Annotated in this window: 17 protein-coding genes and 2 tRNA genes; 6 read left to right on the top strand and 13 right to left on the bottom strand. The window is 62.9% G+C overall.

The genetic code is table 11. From position 1 onward, the window contains the following. Positions 1 to 120: 120 nt before the first annotated feature. Positions 121 to 1,599: an ABC transporter substrate-binding protein gene (locus AC1DYW_RS21135; protein WP_477227511.1), complete on the bottom strand. Its 1,479-nt coding sequence runs from the start codon at positions 1,597 to 1,599 to the stop codon at positions 121 to 123. Positions 1,600 to 1,760: 161 nt separating this feature from the next. After that, positions 1,761 to 3,041, bottom strand: coding sequence for an acetylornithine deacetylase/succinyl-diaminopimelate desuccinylase family protein (locus AC1DYW_RS21130; protein WP_477227510.1), 1,281 nt, complete (start codon positions 3,039 to 3,041; stop codon positions 1,761 to 1,763). Here AC1DYW_RS21130 and AC1DYW_RS21125 point away from each other — a divergent pair. The 4 genes from AC1DYW_RS21125 to AC1DYW_RS21110 all read left to right on the top strand — a co-directional run bounded on the left by AC1DYW_RS21125 (position 3,040) and on the right by AC1DYW_RS21110 (position 6,642). After that, the gene (locus tag AC1DYW_RS21125) at positions 3,040 to 3,237 is read left to right on the top strand and encodes a hypothetical protein (RefSeq protein ID WP_143748794.1); all 198 of its coding nucleotides are present in this window, start codon (positions 3,040 to 3,042) and stop codon (positions 3,235 to 3,237) included. The genes AC1DYW_RS21130 and AC1DYW_RS21125 overlap by 2 nt on opposite strands. A gap of 25 nt (positions 3,238 to 3,262) precedes the next feature. Next, on the top strand, positions 3,263 to 3,691 hold the full coding sequence (locus AC1DYW_RS21120; protein ID WP_477227509.1) for a L,D-transpeptidase: 429 nt from the start codon (positions 3,263 to 3,265) through the stop codon (positions 3,689 to 3,691). 364 nt (positions 3,692 to 4,055) lie between these two features. Then, positions 4,056 to 5,264 (top strand): carboxylate--amine ligase, encoded by a 1,209-nt coding sequence (locus AC1DYW_RS21115; protein WP_477227508.1) that lies wholly within the window; start codon positions 4,056 to 4,058, stop codon positions 5,262 to 5,264. Between the two features lie 157 nt (positions 5,265 to 5,421). Then, on the top strand, positions 5,422 to 6,642 hold the full coding sequence (locus tag AC1DYW_RS21110) for an NAD(P)-binding domain-containing protein (RefSeq protein WP_477227507.1): 1,221 nt from the start codon (positions 5,422 to 5,424) through the stop codon (positions 6,640 to 6,642). On the opposite strand, the gene AC1DYW_RS21105 is transcribed toward AC1DYW_RS21110, so the two are convergent. The 9 genes from AC1DYW_RS21105 to AC1DYW_RS21065 all read right to left on the bottom strand — a co-directional run bounded on the left by AC1DYW_RS21105 (position 6,621) and on the right by AC1DYW_RS21065 (position 14,301). Further along, complete coding sequence (locus AC1DYW_RS21105; protein WP_477227506.1) at positions 6,621 to 7,556, bottom strand: class I SAM-dependent methyltransferase; 936 nt, start codon at positions 7,554 to 7,556, stop codon at positions 6,621 to 6,623. The two genes, AC1DYW_RS21110 and AC1DYW_RS21105, sit on opposite strands and share 22 nt — an antisense overlap. A 5-nt stretch (positions 7,557 to 7,561) precedes the next feature. Then, positions 7,562 to 8,548, bottom strand: coding sequence for a lipid A biosynthesis lauroyl acyltransferase (locus AC1DYW_RS21100; RefSeq protein ID WP_477227551.1), 987 nt, complete (start codon positions 8,546 to 8,548; stop codon positions 7,562 to 7,564). 12 nt (positions 8,549 to 8,560) lie between these two features. Beyond that, a complete protein-coding gene (locus AC1DYW_RS21095; RefSeq protein WP_477227505.1) occupies positions 8,561 to 9,589 on the bottom strand; it encodes a zinc-binding dehydrogenase in 1,029 nt (342 codons plus the stop codon). A gap of 36 nt (positions 9,590 to 9,625) precedes the next feature. Next, positions 9,626 to 10,897 carry a beta-ketoacyl-ACP synthase gene (locus AC1DYW_RS21090; RefSeq protein ID WP_477227504.1) on the bottom strand — a complete coding sequence of 424 codons (1,272 nt, stop codon included), beginning with the start codon at positions 10,895 to 10,897 and terminating at the stop codon, positions 9,626 to 9,628. Positions 10,898 to 10,951: 54 nt separating this feature from the next. Beyond that, complete coding sequence (locus tag AC1DYW_RS21085) at positions 10,952 to 12,142, bottom strand: beta-ketoacyl-ACP synthase (protein WP_477227503.1); 1,191 nt, start codon at positions 12,140 to 12,142, stop codon at positions 10,952 to 10,954. A 56-nt stretch (positions 12,143 to 12,198) separates the two neighbouring features. Further along, the gene (locus tag AC1DYW_RS21080) at positions 12,199 to 12,480 is read right to left on the bottom strand and encodes an acyl carrier protein (protein WP_010909964.1); all 282 of its coding nucleotides are present in this window, start codon (positions 12,478 to 12,480) and stop codon (positions 12,199 to 12,201) included. 177 nt (positions 12,481 to 12,657) lie between these two features. Then, positions 12,658 to 13,800, bottom strand: coding sequence for a slipin family protein (locus AC1DYW_RS21075; protein ID WP_477227502.1), 1,143 nt, complete (start codon positions 13,798 to 13,800; stop codon positions 12,658 to 12,660). Positions 13,801 to 14,156: 356 nt separating this feature from the next. Beyond that, positions 14,157 to 14,225 (bottom strand) — tRNA-Leu (locus AC1DYW_RS21070). Positions 14,226 to 14,227: 2 nt separating this feature from the next. Further along, positions 14,228 to 14,301 (bottom strand) — tRNA-OTHER (locus tag AC1DYW_RS21065). 248 nt (positions 14,302 to 14,549) lie between these two features. On the opposite strand from AC1DYW_RS21065, the gene AC1DYW_RS21060 reads away from it, so the two are divergent. Both AC1DYW_RS21060 and AC1DYW_RS21055 read left to right on the top strand, forming a co-directional pair. Further along, the gene (locus AC1DYW_RS21060; protein ID WP_477227501.1) at positions 14,550 to 14,810 is read left to right on the top strand and encodes a hypothetical protein; all 261 of its coding nucleotides are present in this window, start codon (positions 14,550 to 14,552) and stop codon (positions 14,808 to 14,810) included. Then, positions 14,807 to 15,181 (top strand): hypothetical protein, encoded by a 375-nt coding sequence (locus AC1DYW_RS21055; protein ID WP_477227500.1) that lies wholly within the window; start codon positions 14,807 to 14,809, stop codon positions 15,179 to 15,181. Before AC1DYW_RS21060 ends, AC1DYW_RS21055 begins: the two co-directional genes overlap by 4 nt. Before the next feature lie 91 nt (positions 15,182 to 15,272). Here AC1DYW_RS21055 and AC1DYW_RS21050 read toward each other — a convergent pair whose 3' ends face one another. Then, positions 15,273 to 15,821 carry a histidine phosphatase family protein gene (locus AC1DYW_RS21050; protein ID WP_477227499.1) on the bottom strand — a complete coding sequence of 183 codons (549 nt, stop codon included), beginning with the start codon at positions 15,819 to 15,821 and terminating at the stop codon, positions 15,273 to 15,275. Between the two features lie 96 nt (positions 15,822 to 15,917). Beyond that, positions 15,918 to 18,938 carry a caspase family protein gene (locus AC1DYW_RS21045; RefSeq protein ID WP_477227498.1) on the bottom strand — a complete coding sequence of 1,007 codons (3,021 nt, stop codon included), beginning with the start codon at positions 18,936 to 18,938 and terminating at the stop codon, positions 15,918 to 15,920. Positions 18,939 to 18,997: the final 59 nt, after the last annotated feature.

Raw genomic sequence — 18,997 nt, 5'->3', positions numbered from 1 at the left:
CTTCATCGATGGATAGCGAAAGCCGTGACAAGGGCGAAATCTCCCCCCTTGAGGGGGAGATGCCCGGCAGGGCAGAGGGGGGCGCGAAGGGGCGCAAGCCGCGCCTTTTGGCCAACGGCCTCACTCGCTCCACTTCACCTTGGTCAGGTCATTGGCCTGGATCGGCGCGTTTTCCCACAGTCCTTGCAGCTTGGCATCCCAGACGCCGACCTTGGGCAGTTCGAACAGGAAGCCGACCACGGCATCATCGGCCAGGATCTTCTGCGCCTGTCCGAGCAGTTCCTTGCGCTTGGCCTCGTCGGAGGTGAGGTTGAGGTCGGCAATCACCTTGTCGAAGGCGGGGTTGTCGTAGTTGAAGTAATAGTCCTTGCGCGAATAGATATCGATGTCGTTGGGCTCGGTGTGCGAGACGATGGTCAGGTCGTAATCCTTCTTGGTGAACACCTGATCCAGCCATTGCGCCCATTCCACAGGGATGATCTCGAGATCGATACCGACGTCGCGAAGTTCCGAGGCGATGATCTCGCCGCCTAGCCGCGCGTAGGAGGGCGGCGGCAACTTCAGCGTCGCCTTGAAGCCGTTCTCCAGTCCCGCTTCCTTCAGCAGTTCCTTGGCCTTGGCGACATCATGCGGATAACGGCCGGTGAGGTCGACATAGTCCTTGTTGGCCGGCGACATGTGCGAGCCGATCGGCTGACCGAGGCCGGCCGAGGCGCCGTCGATGATCGCCTTGCGGTCGAGCGCATAGGAGATCGCTTGTCTCACCTGCAACTTGTCGAAAGGCGGCTTCTTGTTGTTGATCGACAGGAGGGTTTCGCCTTCGGTCGCGCCGATCACCACTTTGAAGCGCGGGTCGTCCTTGACCTGCGCGACGCTGTCGGCATCAAAGAACGGGAAAGCCTGGATGTCGCCAGACAGCAGCGCCGGTACGTAGGCCGCCGCATCCGGCACGATGCGGAACTCGGCCTTGTCGAGAGACACCGGCGTGCCCCAGTAATTGTCCGACTTGACCAGCGTGATCGACGATCCCTTGGCCCAGCTCTGGAATTTGAACGGGCCGGTGCCGATCGGCTTCTCCTTGTTGGTGTCGGCCGATTCAGGCGCCACGATCACCGCGTCGCCCCAGCCCATATTGTAGAGGAAGGACCCTTGCGGGTTCTTCAATGTCACCTTGACCGTTGCCGGGTCGACGACATCGACCTTGTCGATCGCTGCGAACAGACCCTTCTGCGCATTGACCGAATTGTCGGCGCGGGCGCGGTCGAGCGAGAACTTAACATCACTGGCGTCGAAATCGGTGCCGTCGTGGAATTTGACGCCGGTGTGCAGCTTGAAGGTGTAGACCTTGCCGTCATCGGAAATGGTCCAGCTTTCGGCCAGGTCCGGCAGCACCTCGCCATTCGGCCCGATACGGGTCAGGCCCTCGAACACATTGGCGTAGAGAACCTCGTCGATGGCCGCGGCAGCACCGGCGGTCGGATCGAGGTGCGGCGGTTCGAGCGGGATGCCGATGACGAGATCGGTTCGCGCGGCGAATGCCGACGTGCCAGTGGCCAGCGACAGCACCGCTGCGGCCAGGATGGTTTTCCACAATCTCATCGTGCAACTCCCCATGCGTTTTCAGACACGTGCTCAAACCCGGGCGATAGAAGCGTGATTTGGCCACGGAGTAAATTGCGTTTCGTTCTGCCCGGCAGGATGGCTGGGAATGTTTTTGCCGTGACAGCCCTGTCGGCTGGTCGAAGCTTGTTGCGATGCGACTATCCCGTGGCTGTGCCGCGCAGCAGCACGTTGAGCCCGATCGCCATCACCTTGGCCGCTTCCACCATGTCCGATATCCCGACCCATTCGTCCGGCCGGTGGGCGAGGTCTAGAATGCCCGGACCGTAGGCGATGCAATCATAGATATGGCCGATGCGGGCAATGTGCTTCTGGTCGTAGGTGCCGGGCGAGATGACATAGTCCGGTTCGCGGTCGAAGATCGCCATGATGCCTTGCGCCACCGCCTTGACCACTGGCGCGTCGCGCTCCGTCATCAGCGGCAGCACTTCCATCAAGTCGCGGATCTCATAGTCGAATTTTTTCCGCTCGCGCTTCAGCCGGTCGAGAATGCCAGTCACTTCACCTTTGACCGTGTCGAGGTCCTCCTCGAGCAGGAAGCGGCGGTCGATGGTCAGCCGGCAGGAATCGGGCACATTGGGCGAAGGCAGGCCGGGCCGGAAATCCTCGGTCTGGCCACCGTGGATGGAGTTGATGTTCATGGTCGAGCGCTTGGCGCCTTCGGGCACGACCGGCATGCGCGTCGTCTTGCGGTCGAGCGCGGGGAACAGTTCATCCTCGAAGGCCTGCAGGACGGCGCCCATATGGCGCACCGCATTGTCGCCCAGAAACGGCATCGAGCCGTGCGCGATCTCGCCCTTGGTCTCGATCTCCGCCCACCAGACGCCGCGATGACCAAGGCAGATGCGGTCCTTGTTCAGTGGCTCGGGGATGATGACGTGGTCGACCCTGGGTTTCGAGAAGTAGCCGAGCCTGGCCAGATGGGCGACGCCGCCGAAGCCACCGGATTCCTCGTCGACAGTGCCCGATATTTCGATGGCGCCTGGAAAGTCGGGAAACACCTCCATGAAGGCTTCCGCTGCAATGACCGAGGCGGCAAGGCCACCCTTCATGTCGCAGGCACCACGGCCGTAGACCTTGCCGTCGCGGACGACGCCGGCAAAGGGATCGATGCTCCATCCGTCGCCGGCTTCGACAACGTCGATATGCGAATTGAAGTGGACGCAGGCACCGGGCGACCGTCCGTCGAACCGTGCAACGACATTGACACGCGGGTAGCGATCGGTGTCGCCGGGCGTGCCTTCAGCACGGATGAATTCGGTCTCGAAACCACTCTTCTTCAGTCGCGCACCGAGATATTCGGCGCATGGCCGGTAGGCCTCGCCGGGTGGGTTGATGGTCGGAAATCGGATCAGGTCGGCGGTCAGCGCGACGACATCGTCGCGCCGGTCATCGATCGCCTTGAGGAGTCGCTCGTTCATGCGACGAGTTGAGCAGCGATATCAGCGGTTTTGCAAGCCCGACGGTGAACAGACCGGTGCGGCGTGTCGTTGCGGCAACTATCGCGCGAAATCGTTCAAATTCGCTGCTTTGGATTGGCGAATTGGTCAAGGAGTGTGTGCTATCGCATCACTTGCCATTAAAAAGATGAAAAACAACGTGATGGCAGGCAAGTAAGGGGCAATCAAAGGGGTTTGATCGCATGAAAAAGACTGTTCTCATGGCAGCCGTGTTTGTCGCGATGCTGTTCGGTGCCACGGGGCAAGGCTGGGCGGCCAGCCTCGTTGCAAACATAGACGTGTCGTCGCAGACGATGACGGTCAGATACGGATTTTCGGTTTACCGGTGGAGCGTGTCCACCGCGCGATCCGGCTATTTCACGCCGCGCGGCACCTATCGGCCGCAACGCACGGCACGGATGTGGTATTCCCGCAAATACCATATGTCGCCAATGCCTTATTCCGTGTTCTTCCATGGCGGCTATGCCATCCATGGAACCGGAGCCGTCAGGCAACTCGGCAGGCCGGCATCGCATGGCTGCGTGCGGCTGCACACGGCCAACGCCGCGACCTTCTATTCAATGGTGCGGGAAGTGGGTTTCGGCAACACGCGGATCGTCGTGACGAACTAGGGCCGTCGGTCGGGCATCGTCTGCGGCGCAGTCTTGTCTTATGTTAGCCGGTTCAACGTCGGTGGATTGCTGAACCGGTCCAACCGTTTGTTGGCACTTTCTTGTGAATTGCTTTGGCTGTCGACGCCAGTGGCAAGTCGGAACGCATAACAATCCTGGCATGGTCACTGCCGACTGCCGGGGCCTCTTTCTAAAGCGGCGCCAATTTTCATTACCATGTGGAAAGCATTGGTATGAGACGTTCCGCCGGTGGTGGCGGCACCTGGGCGACCAGCTTCTATATGAGATGTCTCTTACTTTTTGCAGGCCGGTCAATCGGTAACCAGGAGTCTCGCCACTGCGCACCGATTGTCGGATTTGACGGATGCTCTCCCAGCCAGAAATGGACGATCGTGTTTCCAGTCGGCCCGCCGGGGTGGTTATTCTTGGTGGGGCGCACGGGACGCTGGCGCTGGCCAGGAGCCTTGGCGCGCAGAAAGTGCCGGTCTGGCTGATAAGCGCCGACACGCCTTTGCCCCGCTTTTCGCGTTACGCTCATCGGCAGATGACGTGGCCCGGCCCGGAGGATGACGGCGCCGTTGCCTTCCTGCTCGACCTGGCTGCGACCCAGGGATTGGGCGGCTTTCTTCTGGTTCCCGGCGGCGACCCTGAAGTTCGCCTGGTGTCGCAAGCCATCGAGCAACTGTCCGATGTATTCGACGTGGTGCTGCCACCATGGCAGCAGCTGAAATGGGTTTGTGAGAAGCCGCTTCTGTATCGCCGTGCCCGCGAACTGGCGCTCGCCATTCCGCTGACCTACGAGTTGACTTCGGTTGAGCAGGCAGGGGCGGCCGCGCTTCGCTTTCCCGTCATCCTGAAGCCGAACATGGGCGGGCGCAGCCGTTTCGCCCGTGCAAAGGCCATTCTCGCCAACGACCAGGCGTCGTTCCTGACAGCCTACAAATGGGCCTCCGAAGAGATCGGTTTCGAGAATGTCGTCGTCCAGGAAATGATACCGGGAGGAGGAGAAAACCAGTTTTCCTACGCAGCGCTTTGGAACCGGGGCGCGCCGGTGGCCGAGTTCACTGCCCGCCGCAGCCGGCAATATCCGGTCGATTTCGGCTATACCAGCACGTTCGTGGAGGTCGTCGACGAGCCGCAACTGATCGACGCCGCGCGCAGGCTTCTTGGATCGATCGGCCACCACGGACTGGTGGAGGTCGAATTCAAGCGCGACCCCCGCGATGGCTCGTTGAAGATACTCGATGTCAATCCGCGACCCTGGACATGGTTTGGGCTTGCCGCTGCCGCGGGCGTCGATCTTGGCGCCATGCTTTGGGCGATCAGATCGGGCCGCGAGGTCGGGGCGGTCTCGGCGCGGCCGAATACATCCTGGATGTACCTGGTTCGGGATATAGTGGCCGTCAGCAAGTTGATTTCAAGTGGCCGGCTGACAAGGCGGGCCTATTTGCGCTCGTTCGGTTCGGTGCGGGCATGGGCAACATTCACGGCAAGCGACCCGATGCCGGGCCTGATCGACATACCCTTGACCATGTGGAGAGTGCTGACGAGGCGAATACTTCGTAGGCGGTGAAACCATTAACCGACAATGCCAGGTCATCTGCCGGACAGGCGGTAGGATGCGCTTCATTTCCGCATTCTTAACCTGGGAATGTTTAGGACGACGGGGTGTCCGACCGGGTTTCAGTCGGGACCAGGCGTCGAGAAAACGGAACCACGAGACCAGTGACATGATCGCTCCCATGCCCAGGACCGATTGCGAGGTGGCTGTGATCGGTGCCGGACCGTTTGGGCTGGCCGTTGCTTCCGCCCTCAAGGCGGCGGGCATTGAAACGCTTGCACTCGGCGGCGCGATGTCTTTCTGGCGCGACCACATGCCAAGAGGCATGAGGCTGCGCTCACCCTGGCACGCGACCTATATCGGCCACACCAAAGGTCCGCTCTCGCTCGATTCCTACGCAGCGGTCCTTGGAATCTCGCCGCGCGAACCGCTGCTCCTCGAAAACTTCGTCGACTATGGACTGTGGATACAAGCCCAAACGGTTCCCGATCTGGATACGCGCATGGTTGGCCGCGTCGAGACGGCGAGGGGAGGGTTTCGCCTCGCCCTTGCTGATGGTGATGCCGTCCATGCGCGGCGTGTCGTCGTTGCCACCGGGCTGATGAACCAGCAGATGATCCCTGCCGTCTTCAATGGAATGCCCGGCGAACTGGTCAGTCATGCCAGCGAACATGCCGGCTACGAGGCCTTCCGCGGCAAACGTGTCGCGGTCATCGGGCGCGGGCAGAGCGCCTGCGAATCCGCGGTACTTCTCAAGCGAAGCGGGGCGGATGTCGAACTTGTCTGCCGTGGCGACATCCATTGGCTCGGATATCGAACGCTGTCGGGAAACAAAAGCTGGAGTTTGCGCGACTTCGCTTCGGAGCGTCTTGCGTCTCCCTCCAGGGTCGGCCCCTTCCCACTGTCCTGGCTGGTCGAAGTTCCAGGCTTCGTGCACCGGTTTCCGGAGGCAGCCAGAGACGGGCTCAACACGCGCAGCCTTGGGGCCGGCGCGTCAGGCTGGCTGAAGCCGGACTTCGATGGAATAAAGGTCAATGCTGGCAGCAGGATTGTCGGTGCTGCCGCCAAGGACCACGCCATCGAACTGCGGTTCGAGAAGGATGCCGCCACCTACGACCACGTCCTGCTGGGAACGGGCTACCGGATCGATATCGCCAGGCTCGGGCTGTTCGCGCCCGATGTGCTTGCCGCGATTTCGCGCCGGGAAGGGGCTCCGGTGCTCTCCGCGGGGTTCGAGTCGAGCATTCCAGGCCTGCATTTCGTCGGTGCGAGCGCCGTCGGCAGTTTTGGCCCGCTGATGCGTTTCACTGCCGGCACGCCATACGCCGCGCGCAACGTTGCCCGTTTCGTCAAGGCCAGAGGCAAGGGCTACGCCGCGGCGCGAAACTGAAAGACCGCGTAGTCTATGGTTCGGATCGCATCGAGGAAGCCGGGCATCGGCGGCGCGGGAAGTTCGATGAAAACGCCGGCCTCGCGGATTGCCGGCCTTGCCCAATCGATGGCGCGATGGCTTGAGCTTCCGTAGACGATGAAGCAGTCACGCTTGTTTCGTTCGAGCGACGACACGAGATTTTTCAGAACGATGTCGAAAACGTCCTTGGAAAAAGGATTGTAGAAATAAACCACCAGCGGCGCATCGGGAAATTCGTAAGCCGCCGCGTCCGCCTCGACGACACTGAGCGCGCGGCATTCCTGCGACGGATTCCTGAAGCGCCTTATGTTGCTCCTGGCGATTTCGACCAGCTCGCGAGCGAACTCCACCCCGATGATCTCTGCAAACGGATAGCGCGACGCCAGCAACAGCGTCCGCGATTTTCCAGAGCCGATGTCGATGAATGTGCGGCCCTGGAGGTCCTGGGGCAGCGACTTCATGATGAAATCAAAGGTTTTCGGCGAGGTGCATACCGCTTCGTTGCCCTTGCTGCGATGCGGGCCGACGACATCGAGCGCAGCGAGCTGGATCGAACCGGCCGTATCGACATCGTGCCGGCGATCCCATTTTCGCGCGAGGCGGTCGGCGACGATATAGCGGACGTTCCGCAGGACAAAGCCAACGCTCGCGCCGATCCCATGCTGACGAACGAGCCTGACCGGCTCCAACAAGCCTCGCTGGCGGATAAAGGACCAGGCCCTGCCAAAACGGCCAAACGAGCGGTCTTCGAGCCTATCCCGGTCGGCGCGACGCGTGTCGAGACTAACCATGCAACGGTCCCAGCCGATGAACATCCCTGGGATATCTGCGCCCCGGCCGTTTAAGATTCCCTGACCAACAAAGCTACGAATGTCAGGACCGGTGGCAATCAACGGGCTTAGGCGCCAGCGACTGGCGCTCCCGCCTGCAGGGGCCGCTTTCTGCGCCGGCCGCCGATCTCCCACCTTTTGTGGAACCACATCCACTGACCAGGGTCTTCGCGCACCCAGCGCTCGACCACGTCGTTGAGAAGCTGGGTGGTGGCACGGACGTCGACGATGCCCTCGGCGGTGCGCGGCAAGGTCAGCTTGTCCTCGATCTCGAGCCGGAAGCGGTTGCCCGGAAGCCTGACGCAGCGCGCCGGATAGACGTCGCAGTCGTAGTGACGGGCAAGGGTTCCCAGGACGCGATTGCTCTGGCAGGGGCGGCCGAAGAACGTCGTCTCCAGGCCGTTGGTGAATTTCTGGTCGACCAAGACACCGATGTTGCCGCCATTCTCCAAGACCCCGGCCAACGCAAACGAGGCGCCGGCCATCGATGGCAGCAGTGATCCCATCGTCGAGCGGCGCGTCGAGAGGATGTAGTCGGCGAGATAGGGATTGTTGGGCGGGCGAAACAGCGCCGTGATGTTCATGCCGAAGGTTGCGGCGGCCACCGGCAGCAATTCGAAATTGCCGAGATGGCCGGTGAAGACGATGTGCGGCTGCTTTTCGGCCGCGATCTCGATGAAGTGTCCTATCCCCTTGACCTCGACGCGTCCCGGACTGGTGGCGGCGGGATCGTAGTCGAACAGGGCGTCGAGAAAGATGTATTCGGCGGCCAGGCGGGCCATGTTGCCCCACATGTCGGAGGCGATGGCCTGGATCTCGGCTTCGCTCTTTTCAGGATAGGCCCTGTGCAGATTGTCGACGGCGACCTGATGGCGCCCGACCCGAGGGCCGACACGGCGTGCGACGCGGTCGGCGAAATTCAGCGCGCTGTCGGCCGGTAGCAGGCGCAGCACCGAGATGATCATCATCGCCGCACGCGCCACCAGCCAGTAGTTCAACTGGCGCAACTGCCTGCCATAGCGAAATTTGAGATCCCGGCGAAACTTCTTGAGCACTGAGGTCAAGCTCTAGTCGACGCGCAGGATGATCTTGCCGAACACGTCGCGGCCTTCCATGCGCTTCAGCGCGGCATCGATATCGTCGAAGCCGACTTCGGTGTCGATGACCGGGGCGACCTGTCCCGCCGCCATTTTCTGCATGGCGTTGGCCATGTTCTCCATGCGGCAGCCGAAGGAGCCGAGCAGTTTCAACTGCTGCTGGAACAGCTGCATCAGGTTGATCTGCGTCGAGACGCCCGAGGTCGAGCCGCAGGTCACCAGGCGACCGCCGCGCTTCAGGCACAGCATCGAGGCGGCAAAAGTGTCGGCGCCGACATGTTCGAAAACGACGTCGACGCCCTTCTTTTTGGTCAGCTTGCGCACGACGCCTTCGAAACGGTCGTCGCGATAGTTGATGACATGGTCGGCGCCGAGCGCCCTGGCCTTGTCGATCTTGTCGTTCGAGCCGACCGTGGTGATGATCGTGCAGCCCATCCGCTTCGCCAGCTGGATGGCCGCCGAACCGATGCCGGAGCCACCTGCATGGACAAGGATGGTCTCGCCTGGCTGCAAGCGGGCATTGTCGAACAGCATGTGCTCGACGGTACCGAAAGTGACGGGCGCCACCGCGGCACCGATATCTGTCACGCCGGGCGGGGCGGGGACCAGAAGGCGCGCCGGCAGGTTGATCTTTTCCTGCGCGAAGCCGTCGAGATGGAAGCCGTGAACCCCCGAAACATGCTCGCAGAGATTGTCGCGGCCTTCGCGGCAGGCACGGCAAAGGCCGCAGGTGCGCGCGCCGTAGATCGAAACCAACTGTCCGGGCAAGAGACTGGAAACGCCGGGACCGACCGCCTCGACCTCGCCGGAGGCTTCCGCGCCGACGACCAACGGTAGCTTGCGCTTGGCGAAGGCCATGCCGCGCCAACCCCAGACGTCGATGTGGTTCAGCGCCACCGCCTTGATGCGCAGCGTGACTTCGCCGAGTGCCGGCGGCGGGGGAGGCGGCAGGTCCACCGTTTCAAGACGGCGGTCCTCGATAAGTTGCAGTGCGCGCATGGAGCCTGTCGGTTCTGTTGAGCGGAAAAAGGTCGCTTAGACCGGTTCCCGCGCCATGACAAGGCAGGTGTTCTGGCCGCCGAAGCCGAAGGAGTTCGACAGAACGGTGCGAACCTCGGCATTGCGCTTCTTGTTCGGCACCACGTCAAGCACGATCGCCGGGTCGGGATTGTCGTAGTTGATGGTCGGCGGAATGACGCTTTCGCGCATCGTCATCAGCGAGAACGCCGCCTCGACCGCGCCAGCCGCTGACAGTGTATGGCCGATCATCGACTTGTTAGAAGAGATAGGCATCGAGCCGATCCGCTCGCCGAACACCGTCGACAGCGACAGATGCTCCATCTTGTCGTTTTCCGGCGTCGAGGTGCCATGGGCGTTGACGTAGTCGATCTCGTCTTCGCCCAGGCCGGCATCGGCAAGGGCGGCACGAACCGCCGCGATTGCCGGCGAACCGTCGGGCTTCGAGCGGGTGCGATGGAAATCGTCGGCTTTTTCGCCGCAGCCGCGCAGGATGCCGAGAACAGTGGCGCCGCGCGCGAGCGCGGCCTCCAGCGATTCCAGCACGAGCGCACCGGAACCCTCGGCCAGCACGAAGCCGTCGCGATCCTTGGAGAAGGGTTTTGAGGCTTTTTCCGGGATGTCGTTGTGGGTCGAAAGCGCCGACAGCAGCGAGAAGCGGATCAGTGCCTCGGCTGTCGCCGAACCGTCGGCGCCGATCGACAGCGCCCGGTCGCATTCGCCGCGGCGGATCGCCTCGACACCGAGCTGGATGGCGGTGGCGCCGGAGGCACAAGCGGTCGACAGCGTGATCGGCAGGCCGCGTGTGCCGAAACGGTCGGCGAGACGGTCGGCGATCGAGCCGAACTGTGTGGTCTCGAAAATGTCTGTTTCCTTCAGCCCGCGCGCGACCCGCAGCAGCCTTTCGGCGCCGGCATCCTGTTTGTCGGAATTGTAGAGCGAGAAGCGTTCGCGCCAGTCGAGTTCTACCGGTGGCGAAGCCAGGAAAAGCGGACCGCCGAAATCACTGGAATTGAGACCGGCTTCGGCCACGGCCTCGTGCGCGGCGGTTTCGGCCAGTTCGTAGGTGAGGGGACTGGCGCCCTTCGAACTCGACGCCAGGAAGTCGACAGTGCCGGAGATGCGGGTGTTGAGATGGTCGACCGGAAAGCGGGTGATCGGGTGGATGCCCGACTTGCCCGAGGTCAGCGCCGCCCAATTGTCGGCCTTGCCGACGCCAAGCGAGGTCACCACGCCGATGCCGGTGACGGCGACGATCGGCCTGCCCATGTGATCGTTCAGATTGGCCATCCGGGAGCCCTCGACCTTTTTGTATCGTTGCAGCATGGATCGCAGGGCACCGCTTCAGGCGGCGTTGACCAGCGCCATGCCCTCGAATTGGTGATAGCCGATCGCCGTTGCAAGGACGGTTGCGGGAACACCTTCGAATGGCGTCTCGGCAGCGGCGTCAAAAACAGGGTAGGCGGCCTTGCGGTCAACGGCGAGTGCGGCCAGCGCCACGGCGAACGGAAACTGCGCTTCCTTCATATGTCCGGTCAGCGTCGAGAAGCCGCGAGAAGCGATCGCCGGATTGGCATCGAGCGCTGCCTTCTCGGCGTCGGTTGCCGCATGAGCGCCCGACGCGCCCGACAGGGCAAGCAGCTTGCCGTTCGGCAGCGCCGCCTGGCTGAGCAGCGCGGCGATCTCGGCGTCGAGTTCTCCGCGCCGCCGCCTGGCGCGGCCGGAGACGACCGGCCCGAGTTCGGCATAGATCTTGCGCCCACGGCTTGTCGCGTGTTCGCGCTGCTCCAGTACCAGGAAGGCGCCACCGGAGCCCGACACCACGCCGCCACCTTCAGAGCCCTGTCTTTGCCAGACCGGCTTCCACGGGCCGCGATGCAGGTAGCCGGCAAGTTCGTAGCCGAGCAGCATGTCGGAATGTTCGGTCTGGAAGGCGCCGCCGACCAGGATGTGGGTCGACTGGCCGGAGCGGATGCGCGCGGCAGCCGTTTCGACGGCGGCGACGCCCGCACCTTCCTCACCCATGAAGGTTCTGGACGAGCCGGTCACCTTGTGGACGATGGAGATGTTGCCGGCGAGCAGATTGGAAAGCTGGGCCAGGAACAGGGTCGGCCGCAGTTCTGTGGTCAGCTTCTCGTTCAGCAGCACGTCGCGGTCGTTGCGGCTTTCGGAAGCGGCGAGAATGGCGGCATCGACCGCTTCGTCACGTTCGCCGCCACCGGCGGCCACAACCATGTCCATGGTCGTGCAGAGTTCGTCATTGCCCTTGATGCCGGCGTCGTCCAACGCCAGGCCGGCGGCATAGGTGCCGAGCCTCTGCCAGGTCTCCATCTGACGCTGGTCGCCGCGCTTGGCGATCTGCAGGTTCCAGTCGATCTCCGGCAGGGGGTGGACGGTGTAGGGCGCGAAACGCGCGGCCTCGAGCACCGGCTGCAGGCCGGGCTGGGCGAGCTTCTGCCAGTGGGCGTCCGGACCCTCTCCCAGCGAGGAGACAAGGCCGATACCAGTGATGACGACGTCGCGGGGGCTGCTCATGGGCGGCTTTGTGGGTCAGGCGGCAGAGCGCGTCAAGATCGCGCGCTCAACTGACGTCAAGCAGTCTTGGCGGCGACCAGCGCGTCGATCTTAGCGCACAGGTTCTTCATGACGAAGTAATCGTCGGTCGAAGCCTTGCCGTCATTGACCTCCTGGGTCCACTTTTCCAGCGGCACCTTGATGCCGAATTCCTTGTCGATAGCGAAGACGATGTCGAGGAAATCGAGGCTGTCGATGCCGAGATCGTCGATCGTGTGGCTCTCGGGCGTGATGGTGTCGATATCGATCTCGCTGGTGTCGGCAATGATCTTGGCGACTTTGTCGAACGTGGTGGACAAGAGGCTTTTCCTTCGGTTGCGGGCGGAATCTGTCCGCATGTGTTTGGGCGCTGTCTAATCGGTTTTTCCCGGCAGGAAAAGGCCTGATACGCGGGGCGCAGATGGGTAGGGCGCTCAAGAAACGCAAGAAGGGCCACCGGTCGACCCGGTGGCCCCTCCCATTGACGTAACGTAAGCTCAGCTGTCGCGGAGCTTGACCAGGTCGTTGAGCAGCCCGCCCGTTCCGTTGTGGACGGTCAGCCGCTCGACCTTGCCGGCGATGGTTTCCAGAGCCTCGAGCTCCTTCAACCGCAGCATCACCGGGTTCTCCGCCATCACCTTGGCCGTGTTGAGCAGCGAACGCGTGGCGTTCGTCTCCTCACGGCGACGGATGATGTTGGCCTCGGCCTGCTTCTCGGCCGAAACCACCTGGTTGAGGATCTCGCGCATCTCGCCCGGCAGGATGACATCCTTCAGGGCGATATCGCTGACCTCCACACCGATCTCCGCCATGTCGACGCGAACCTTGGCCGCCGCTTCCTCGTCGACCGTCACCTTCTTCTCTAGGATCTGGTCGAGCGTCAGCGCGCCAAGCGTCTTGCGGAAGGCGTACTGCAGGGCGCGGTAGAGGGCTTCGGAGAAGTCCTTCACAGCGCTCACCGCCTTGACCGGATCGACGACCCGGTATTCGGCGGCGATGTTGACGCGGATCGTGACGCGGTCCTTAGTCAGCACTTCCTGCCCGGCAACGTCGAGCGACTGGCGCTTGAGGTCGACGACCTTGATCTGCACCATGCGTCCGACGTTCCAGAAAGCATGCACGCCCGCCGACAGCGTCCGCACGAGGACACCGTCGATGAACAGCAGTCCGGCCTGGCCGTCGACGACCGGATGGACGGACATCAGTTCCGCCTTCCGGGCCTGGCCGAGCCGGCGCATGACCGCCGCATCGATGGCCAGATCGGCCAACGTGTCGATCAGCGTCACCTTCCACGGACCGGCATCCGTCCACAGCACGAGCTTGCGATCCGGCGCCAGCACGGCATGCAGGTTGCCGTCACGCTCGATGACGGCGACGTCCGTGCGCCCGGTGCGAACGACGGTGAAGTGACGCGCGGCCACATCCGGGAGCTTGTCGAACAACGCCTTCTCGTATGCCGAAACGAATTCCGGGTTCTTCAGATCGTGCCGCGACACCTCGAGGCTTCCGCGCCGGTTGGCGAGCCAATGTTCGCCCGGCAGCAGGACAGCCTTGATCTCACCCTTGTACAGGGTGAGGGCACGTTCGCTTTCCCTTACGAGGACGCGCTCGCGTCCAAGAACCTTGTCGAGAATGGTCATTGTCTTACTCCTGTCGGGCATGGCCCCATGCGAGGCGTCAAGTCATGCGTCGATCTTCCCTTCGTTTCTCGTTGCGTCATGGTCCGGGCACGAATGATCCGGGGACTGGTGGCATCAATCCGTGGCGGACCTGCGGGAGCGGATCGCGAGGCAGCGAAGCGGGCGCCGGAGGCCTTGGCCTCCCTTGCCGGCGACGCTGCGCCTTGACCATCACCGCGGGCCTGGCCGCGAGCCGATGGCGTCAGACTTTCAGGATGACCCACGCCCTAAGGCTTGGGCCGTCCGTCAGATCTTCAGCATTCCAGTCCCCGGACCGTTTTTCAGATAACACCGCGGCAGGGTGCTGGCTTATCAGGCCAATGGAGAAGGATTCGAACCTTCGACAATCAGAACCTAAATCTGATGCTCTACCAAACTGAGCTATCCGTGGTGCAGACAGCAGGAATCGAACCTGCGACCTCCGGACCCAAATCCGGCGCTCTCCCGCTGAGCTATATCCGCGATCCCAATCCCCAAAGCGGCGCCGTATACAGGGCGGCAAAGCCGCCTGTACGGGCGGAGACGAAAGCTCCAACCGTTGTGCTCACTTCGGTTTTCGTGACCGGGTGCGCGCCTATAGCCCCTGCGACGGGTTGTCGCAAGCGGCATTGTCGTGGTCAATTTGCGGCTTCTTTCAGTGGTGGCATTTCGGCAACACAAACGGCAGTGGCCGGCGAGCGCTTGCGTGTACCAATGTACCATGGTACAAAATGGCTATGGATATAGAGCGCGTGCAGACAGGGGTTCGCCTGGAAAAGCGACTGGTGAAGGTCCTCAAGGCCTTGGCCGAACACCGCGACATGAGCCTCGGCGATCTCATCGAGGGCATCGTGCTGCATGCTTTCGAAGGGCAGACGCCGTTTTCGCCGGCGACGCTCGAAACAATCGGCCAATTGAAGCGCATCTATGGGCTGGAGCTTGGCGCCGCGGACAGCCACCGTCTGACCGAACGGAAGGGCGAAGGCGGATGACGAGCCATCTTGAGCGTTGCCACAGCATCGTCCTTTCCGGTCCGGTCGATCGCGTCTTTCCGCTGTTCTCGCCGATCGGCGAGACCTTGTGGGTGGAGGGCTGGGATCCGGAGTTTCTGCATCCGCAGGACGGCGAAACGCAGCAAGGCATGGTCTTCCGGACCGCCCATGGTGATGAGACGACTCTCTGGGCCTGCGCTGACTGGGATCCTGTCGGGCATCGTGTCCGCTATGTCAGGGTCACGCCGGATTCACGTTTCGGATTTGTCGAGGTGGCCTGCCATCCGGCGGCTGACGGCGGCACCGAGGCATCGATCGCCTACACGTTCACCGCCCTGAACGCGTCAGGCAGGTCGTATCTATCGCGCTGACGGAGGACGCGTTCGCGCGCATGATCCAGGCGTGGCAAGTCCGCATCGATGCGTGGCTGCTCACCGACGCGTCAGTCGGTCATCGCCACGACTAGAACGTGACCCGACCGAGCACGCGCAGCCCATCGCCCTGCGGCTCGACGACCACGGCCTCGCCTTCACGTGGCGAGACGCCGGTCAGCGCCACGATGTCTTCCAGATGGGTGACCATGACCAGATTGTCGGAGCCGGAATAGGCGCGGATTTCCTTCATGATTGCCGCGATCTGCGCCGCCTTCTGCGTCTCATCCCCCTTCAGGAGATCGAGCGGCGCAAACAGCTCCGGCTCGGCCTCGAAGGCGATGCGCGCGGTGTCGAAGCAGCGGCAATAGCGGCTGGACAGCACACGCTCGATGGGTGCCGCCCGCGCCGCAAACAAGGCGCCGATCTTGCTCGCCTGCTGCTTGCCGCGCGCCGACAGGTTGACCTGGGTGGCACAGCTGTCGATGTCGAAATTGGCCGGATCGGTGGTACCGGTGACCATGGCATGGCGAAGCAGCACGACATGGCCGCCGTCGCGTAACAGCGCCCAGCCGGCGTCCGTTGCATGGGCCGCGGCCGGGATGGCGATGAGAAGCAAAGCCAACAAAAATCGAATCATAGGCTATCCTTCTCCGGTTCCCGGCATGGGCTCCGGTGACTCGACATATAGGGACGGTAAAGCCAGCCGAAAGACAAGGCGCGGTCGGGCAGAGCCCTACTTCTTCGCCAGTTGTTTCTTCACCAGATCGATCTTCTGGTCGGTCAACGGGATGGGCAAAGTGTAGCCGGCTTCGGTAAAGCCCTGCTTGGCGTTCTCGAAGAATTCGATCGCCTTTCGATATTCGGCCTTGCCGCCGCCATAGCTGGCGCGGTTCCAGTGGATGTCGCCGAGATTGTTCTGTTCGAAGGCCCACTGCATCGGCTGGCTTTCGCGGGTGAACACCTTCAACGTTACCGTGAAGGCGGCCTCGGCATCGCCGAGATATTTGTCGGTCCGCTGGAGATTGCCGAGGTTGAGAAGGCTCATGCCGATGCCGTTCTGGGCATTGGCCCAGTCGACGGGTGCGACTTCGACGGTCAACACTTCAAGTGCCGCCCGCCGTGCGGCGATGGACTCGAGCAGGGTCTTCGGGTCGGCGTTGCTCATGCTCAGCCAGTGCAGCGTCGAGCCAAGGCCGGCCTGGGCCAGCGCCCATTGCCGCGGGTTCGTCTCGCGCTTGTATTCGCGCAACGCATCGCGGTAGGCGGCGATCGCTTCGCCATAGTGTTCCGGCTTGTCGGTCACGCCTCCAAGCAGCTGCAGCGTGTTGCCGAGATTGTAGTGGCTCATTGCCCAGTCGAGCGGGAATTTCCGTCTGACATAGACCTGTCGGGCGGCGTGGAACGCCGCCGCCGACTGTTCTAGCTTGGCCGCGTCGCGGGTGCGCTGGCCAAGCGTCTGGTAGATCGAACCGAGGTTGTTCTGCGCCGACGCCCAGTCCATCGGAAAACGCTGCCGGGTAAACACCGTCAGCGCATCGTCATAGGCCGCCGCGGCCTCCTCAAGTGCACTGGTGCCCAAGTCGAAGCGGGCGACGCCGCTTAGGGCGTTGCCGAGGTTGAGCCGGCTGGTGGCCCAAGAGACCGGGAAGGTTTCACGGGTTCGCACCTCGAGAGCGGCGCGGAAGGCGTCGGCCGCCGCGTTGATCTTTGCCTTGTCGTTGAGCTGGATGCCAAGCGACACAAGCGTATTGCCGAGATTGTTCTCGACCATCGCCCATTCCACAGGCGCCTTTTCGCGCGTGTATTCCTCAAGCGCCAGCCGGTAGGCCGCCTCCGCTTGCGTCAGATGCTCGCCGGCGGCCTCGCGCTCGGAAAGCGCATAGAGCGCCAGGCCGAGGTTGTTCTGCGAAGCTGCCCAGTCGAGCGGCACCTTGTCGCGCGGGCGCTTCTCGAGTGTGGCACGCATTGCCGCCACCGCTTCATTCATGCGCTTCGGGTCGCTCTCGCGTTCGCCGATCTTCAGGAGCACATTGGCCAGGTTGTTCTGCGCGGCGGCCCAGTTGAGGTCGTCCTTCTCGCGCTCGAACAGGACAAGCGAAGCGCGAAAGATCTGCGCGGCCTCTTCGAGGCGCGCGGTTTCGGTTTCGCGCTCGCCGATGGTCTGCAGCACCACCGCCATGTTGTTGCGGGTGATCGCCCAGTCGCGATTCTGTTCGCCATTGGGGATGAAGTTCAGGATGATGCGATAGGCCTCGATGGAGCGCTGCAGCGCATCCAGATCGCCGGAGGCATAGCCGAAAGCATTCAACGCCTCGGCTTCCTGGTTCTTGTAGTTCCAGCGCAGCTTGTCGTCCCATTTTTCGGCCAGCGAAAACGCCTTGGCGTAGTCGCCGGCAGCGGACTTGTAATCGAAGACCAGCGCCGAGGCATCCGCGCGCCTGGCGTAGATCGCGGCATCGGCAAGGCGCTTCTGCTTGACGAGATCTTCGGCCTCATCGACCGCATCGCCTGCCTGCTCGACCCGGCCGACCGCGTCATCGAGGAATTTGCGCGCCGTCACGATTGCGCCCTGGCCGATGGCCTCGTCGGCGGAAGCAACGAGGCGCTTGATCTCGGGATCGTCGGTGCGCAACGCCGCGCGCTCGGACATCATCTTCTTCAGGCGCTCGGCCTGGGCGTCGAGCACCTTTTGCAGATCCGTCGGATCCTCGGGGATTTTATCCGTGCCGAGCGCCTTCAGCACGCCATAGAGCGCGTCGAGCGGGACGCCTTCCTGCAGCGAGGCCAGTTCCACCTGGGCCCGCTTCGGGTCGGGCAGGTCGGAAATGGTCAACAGCAGCTGCCGCCGCTCGCCGGTGATCAACCCGTCGTCGCCGGTCGGCTCCGGTGGCGCAATGCCGAAATAGAGCAGGCGGCGCAGGCTCTCATTGACCCAGGGGCGCTGCTTGGCTTTGGTGTCGAGGTAGACCTCCTCGGTCACCATGCGCATGACCGAGCCGAACTCGGTGCCTTTCATCGCGGCGAGGTGGCGCAGCAGAGCGGCCGCGTAAGGGCTGTTTTCGCCAACCGCGCCATCGAGTGCCGGGCGACCGGGTTCGGCGGCAAAGCCGACCACGGTGCCCAGGCTCGCGTCTGTCGCCGCCGCGTTGCCGAGGGCCTTGGCACCACGCACCGGTTCCAGGCCGCCGGCGCCAATCGGCGAGGCGGAGGCGGTCGGGGCGCGCCGCACCACTGCGTCCGCCGGAAACGGATTTGTGCGGCATGCATCGAGCAGCACGATGGTCACCGGCACGGTCGTCTTCAAGGCACCCATGACGGCGGAAATCGGCACCAGGGCCGCGTCGGCATCCTTCAGGGACGATATGTCGGCATCGACCGGTACCAGATAGTTCTCGCCGCCGGCCTCGATGCCATGACCGGAATAGTAAATGAAGGCGACATCGGCGCCTTCGGCATCCTCGGTGAATCGCTCCAGGTCGCGCTTCAGCTTGGCGGCGTCGCGGTCGGTGACGTTACGGGCGTCGAAGCCGAGGTCGGTCAGCATCTTGGCCATGTCGCGGGCGTCGTTGGCCGGGTTGGGGAGGGCGGCGATATGTTCGTATTTCGACTGGCCGATGATCAGCGCCACACCCTTCAGGCTTTTCGCTTCGCCGGCCTGCAGAGCAGTTGCGGCAAGGCAAAACAGGGCAGTGGCGAAAGCTGTCAGCCACGCCTGCCGGAAAAGATTACGCTTCGAAGTTTCGACAAAGGCCATTTGTCGTTCGCGCCCGCCCCGATGATCCAAACCCTCTATAACGCTGCCAGCCGACCATG

The organism is Mesorhizobium sp. P2_D5, assembly GCF_056404355.1.
The sequence above is the reverse complement of the archived record's forward strand: the minus strand, read 5'-3'. Positions and strand labels throughout refer to the sequence as shown.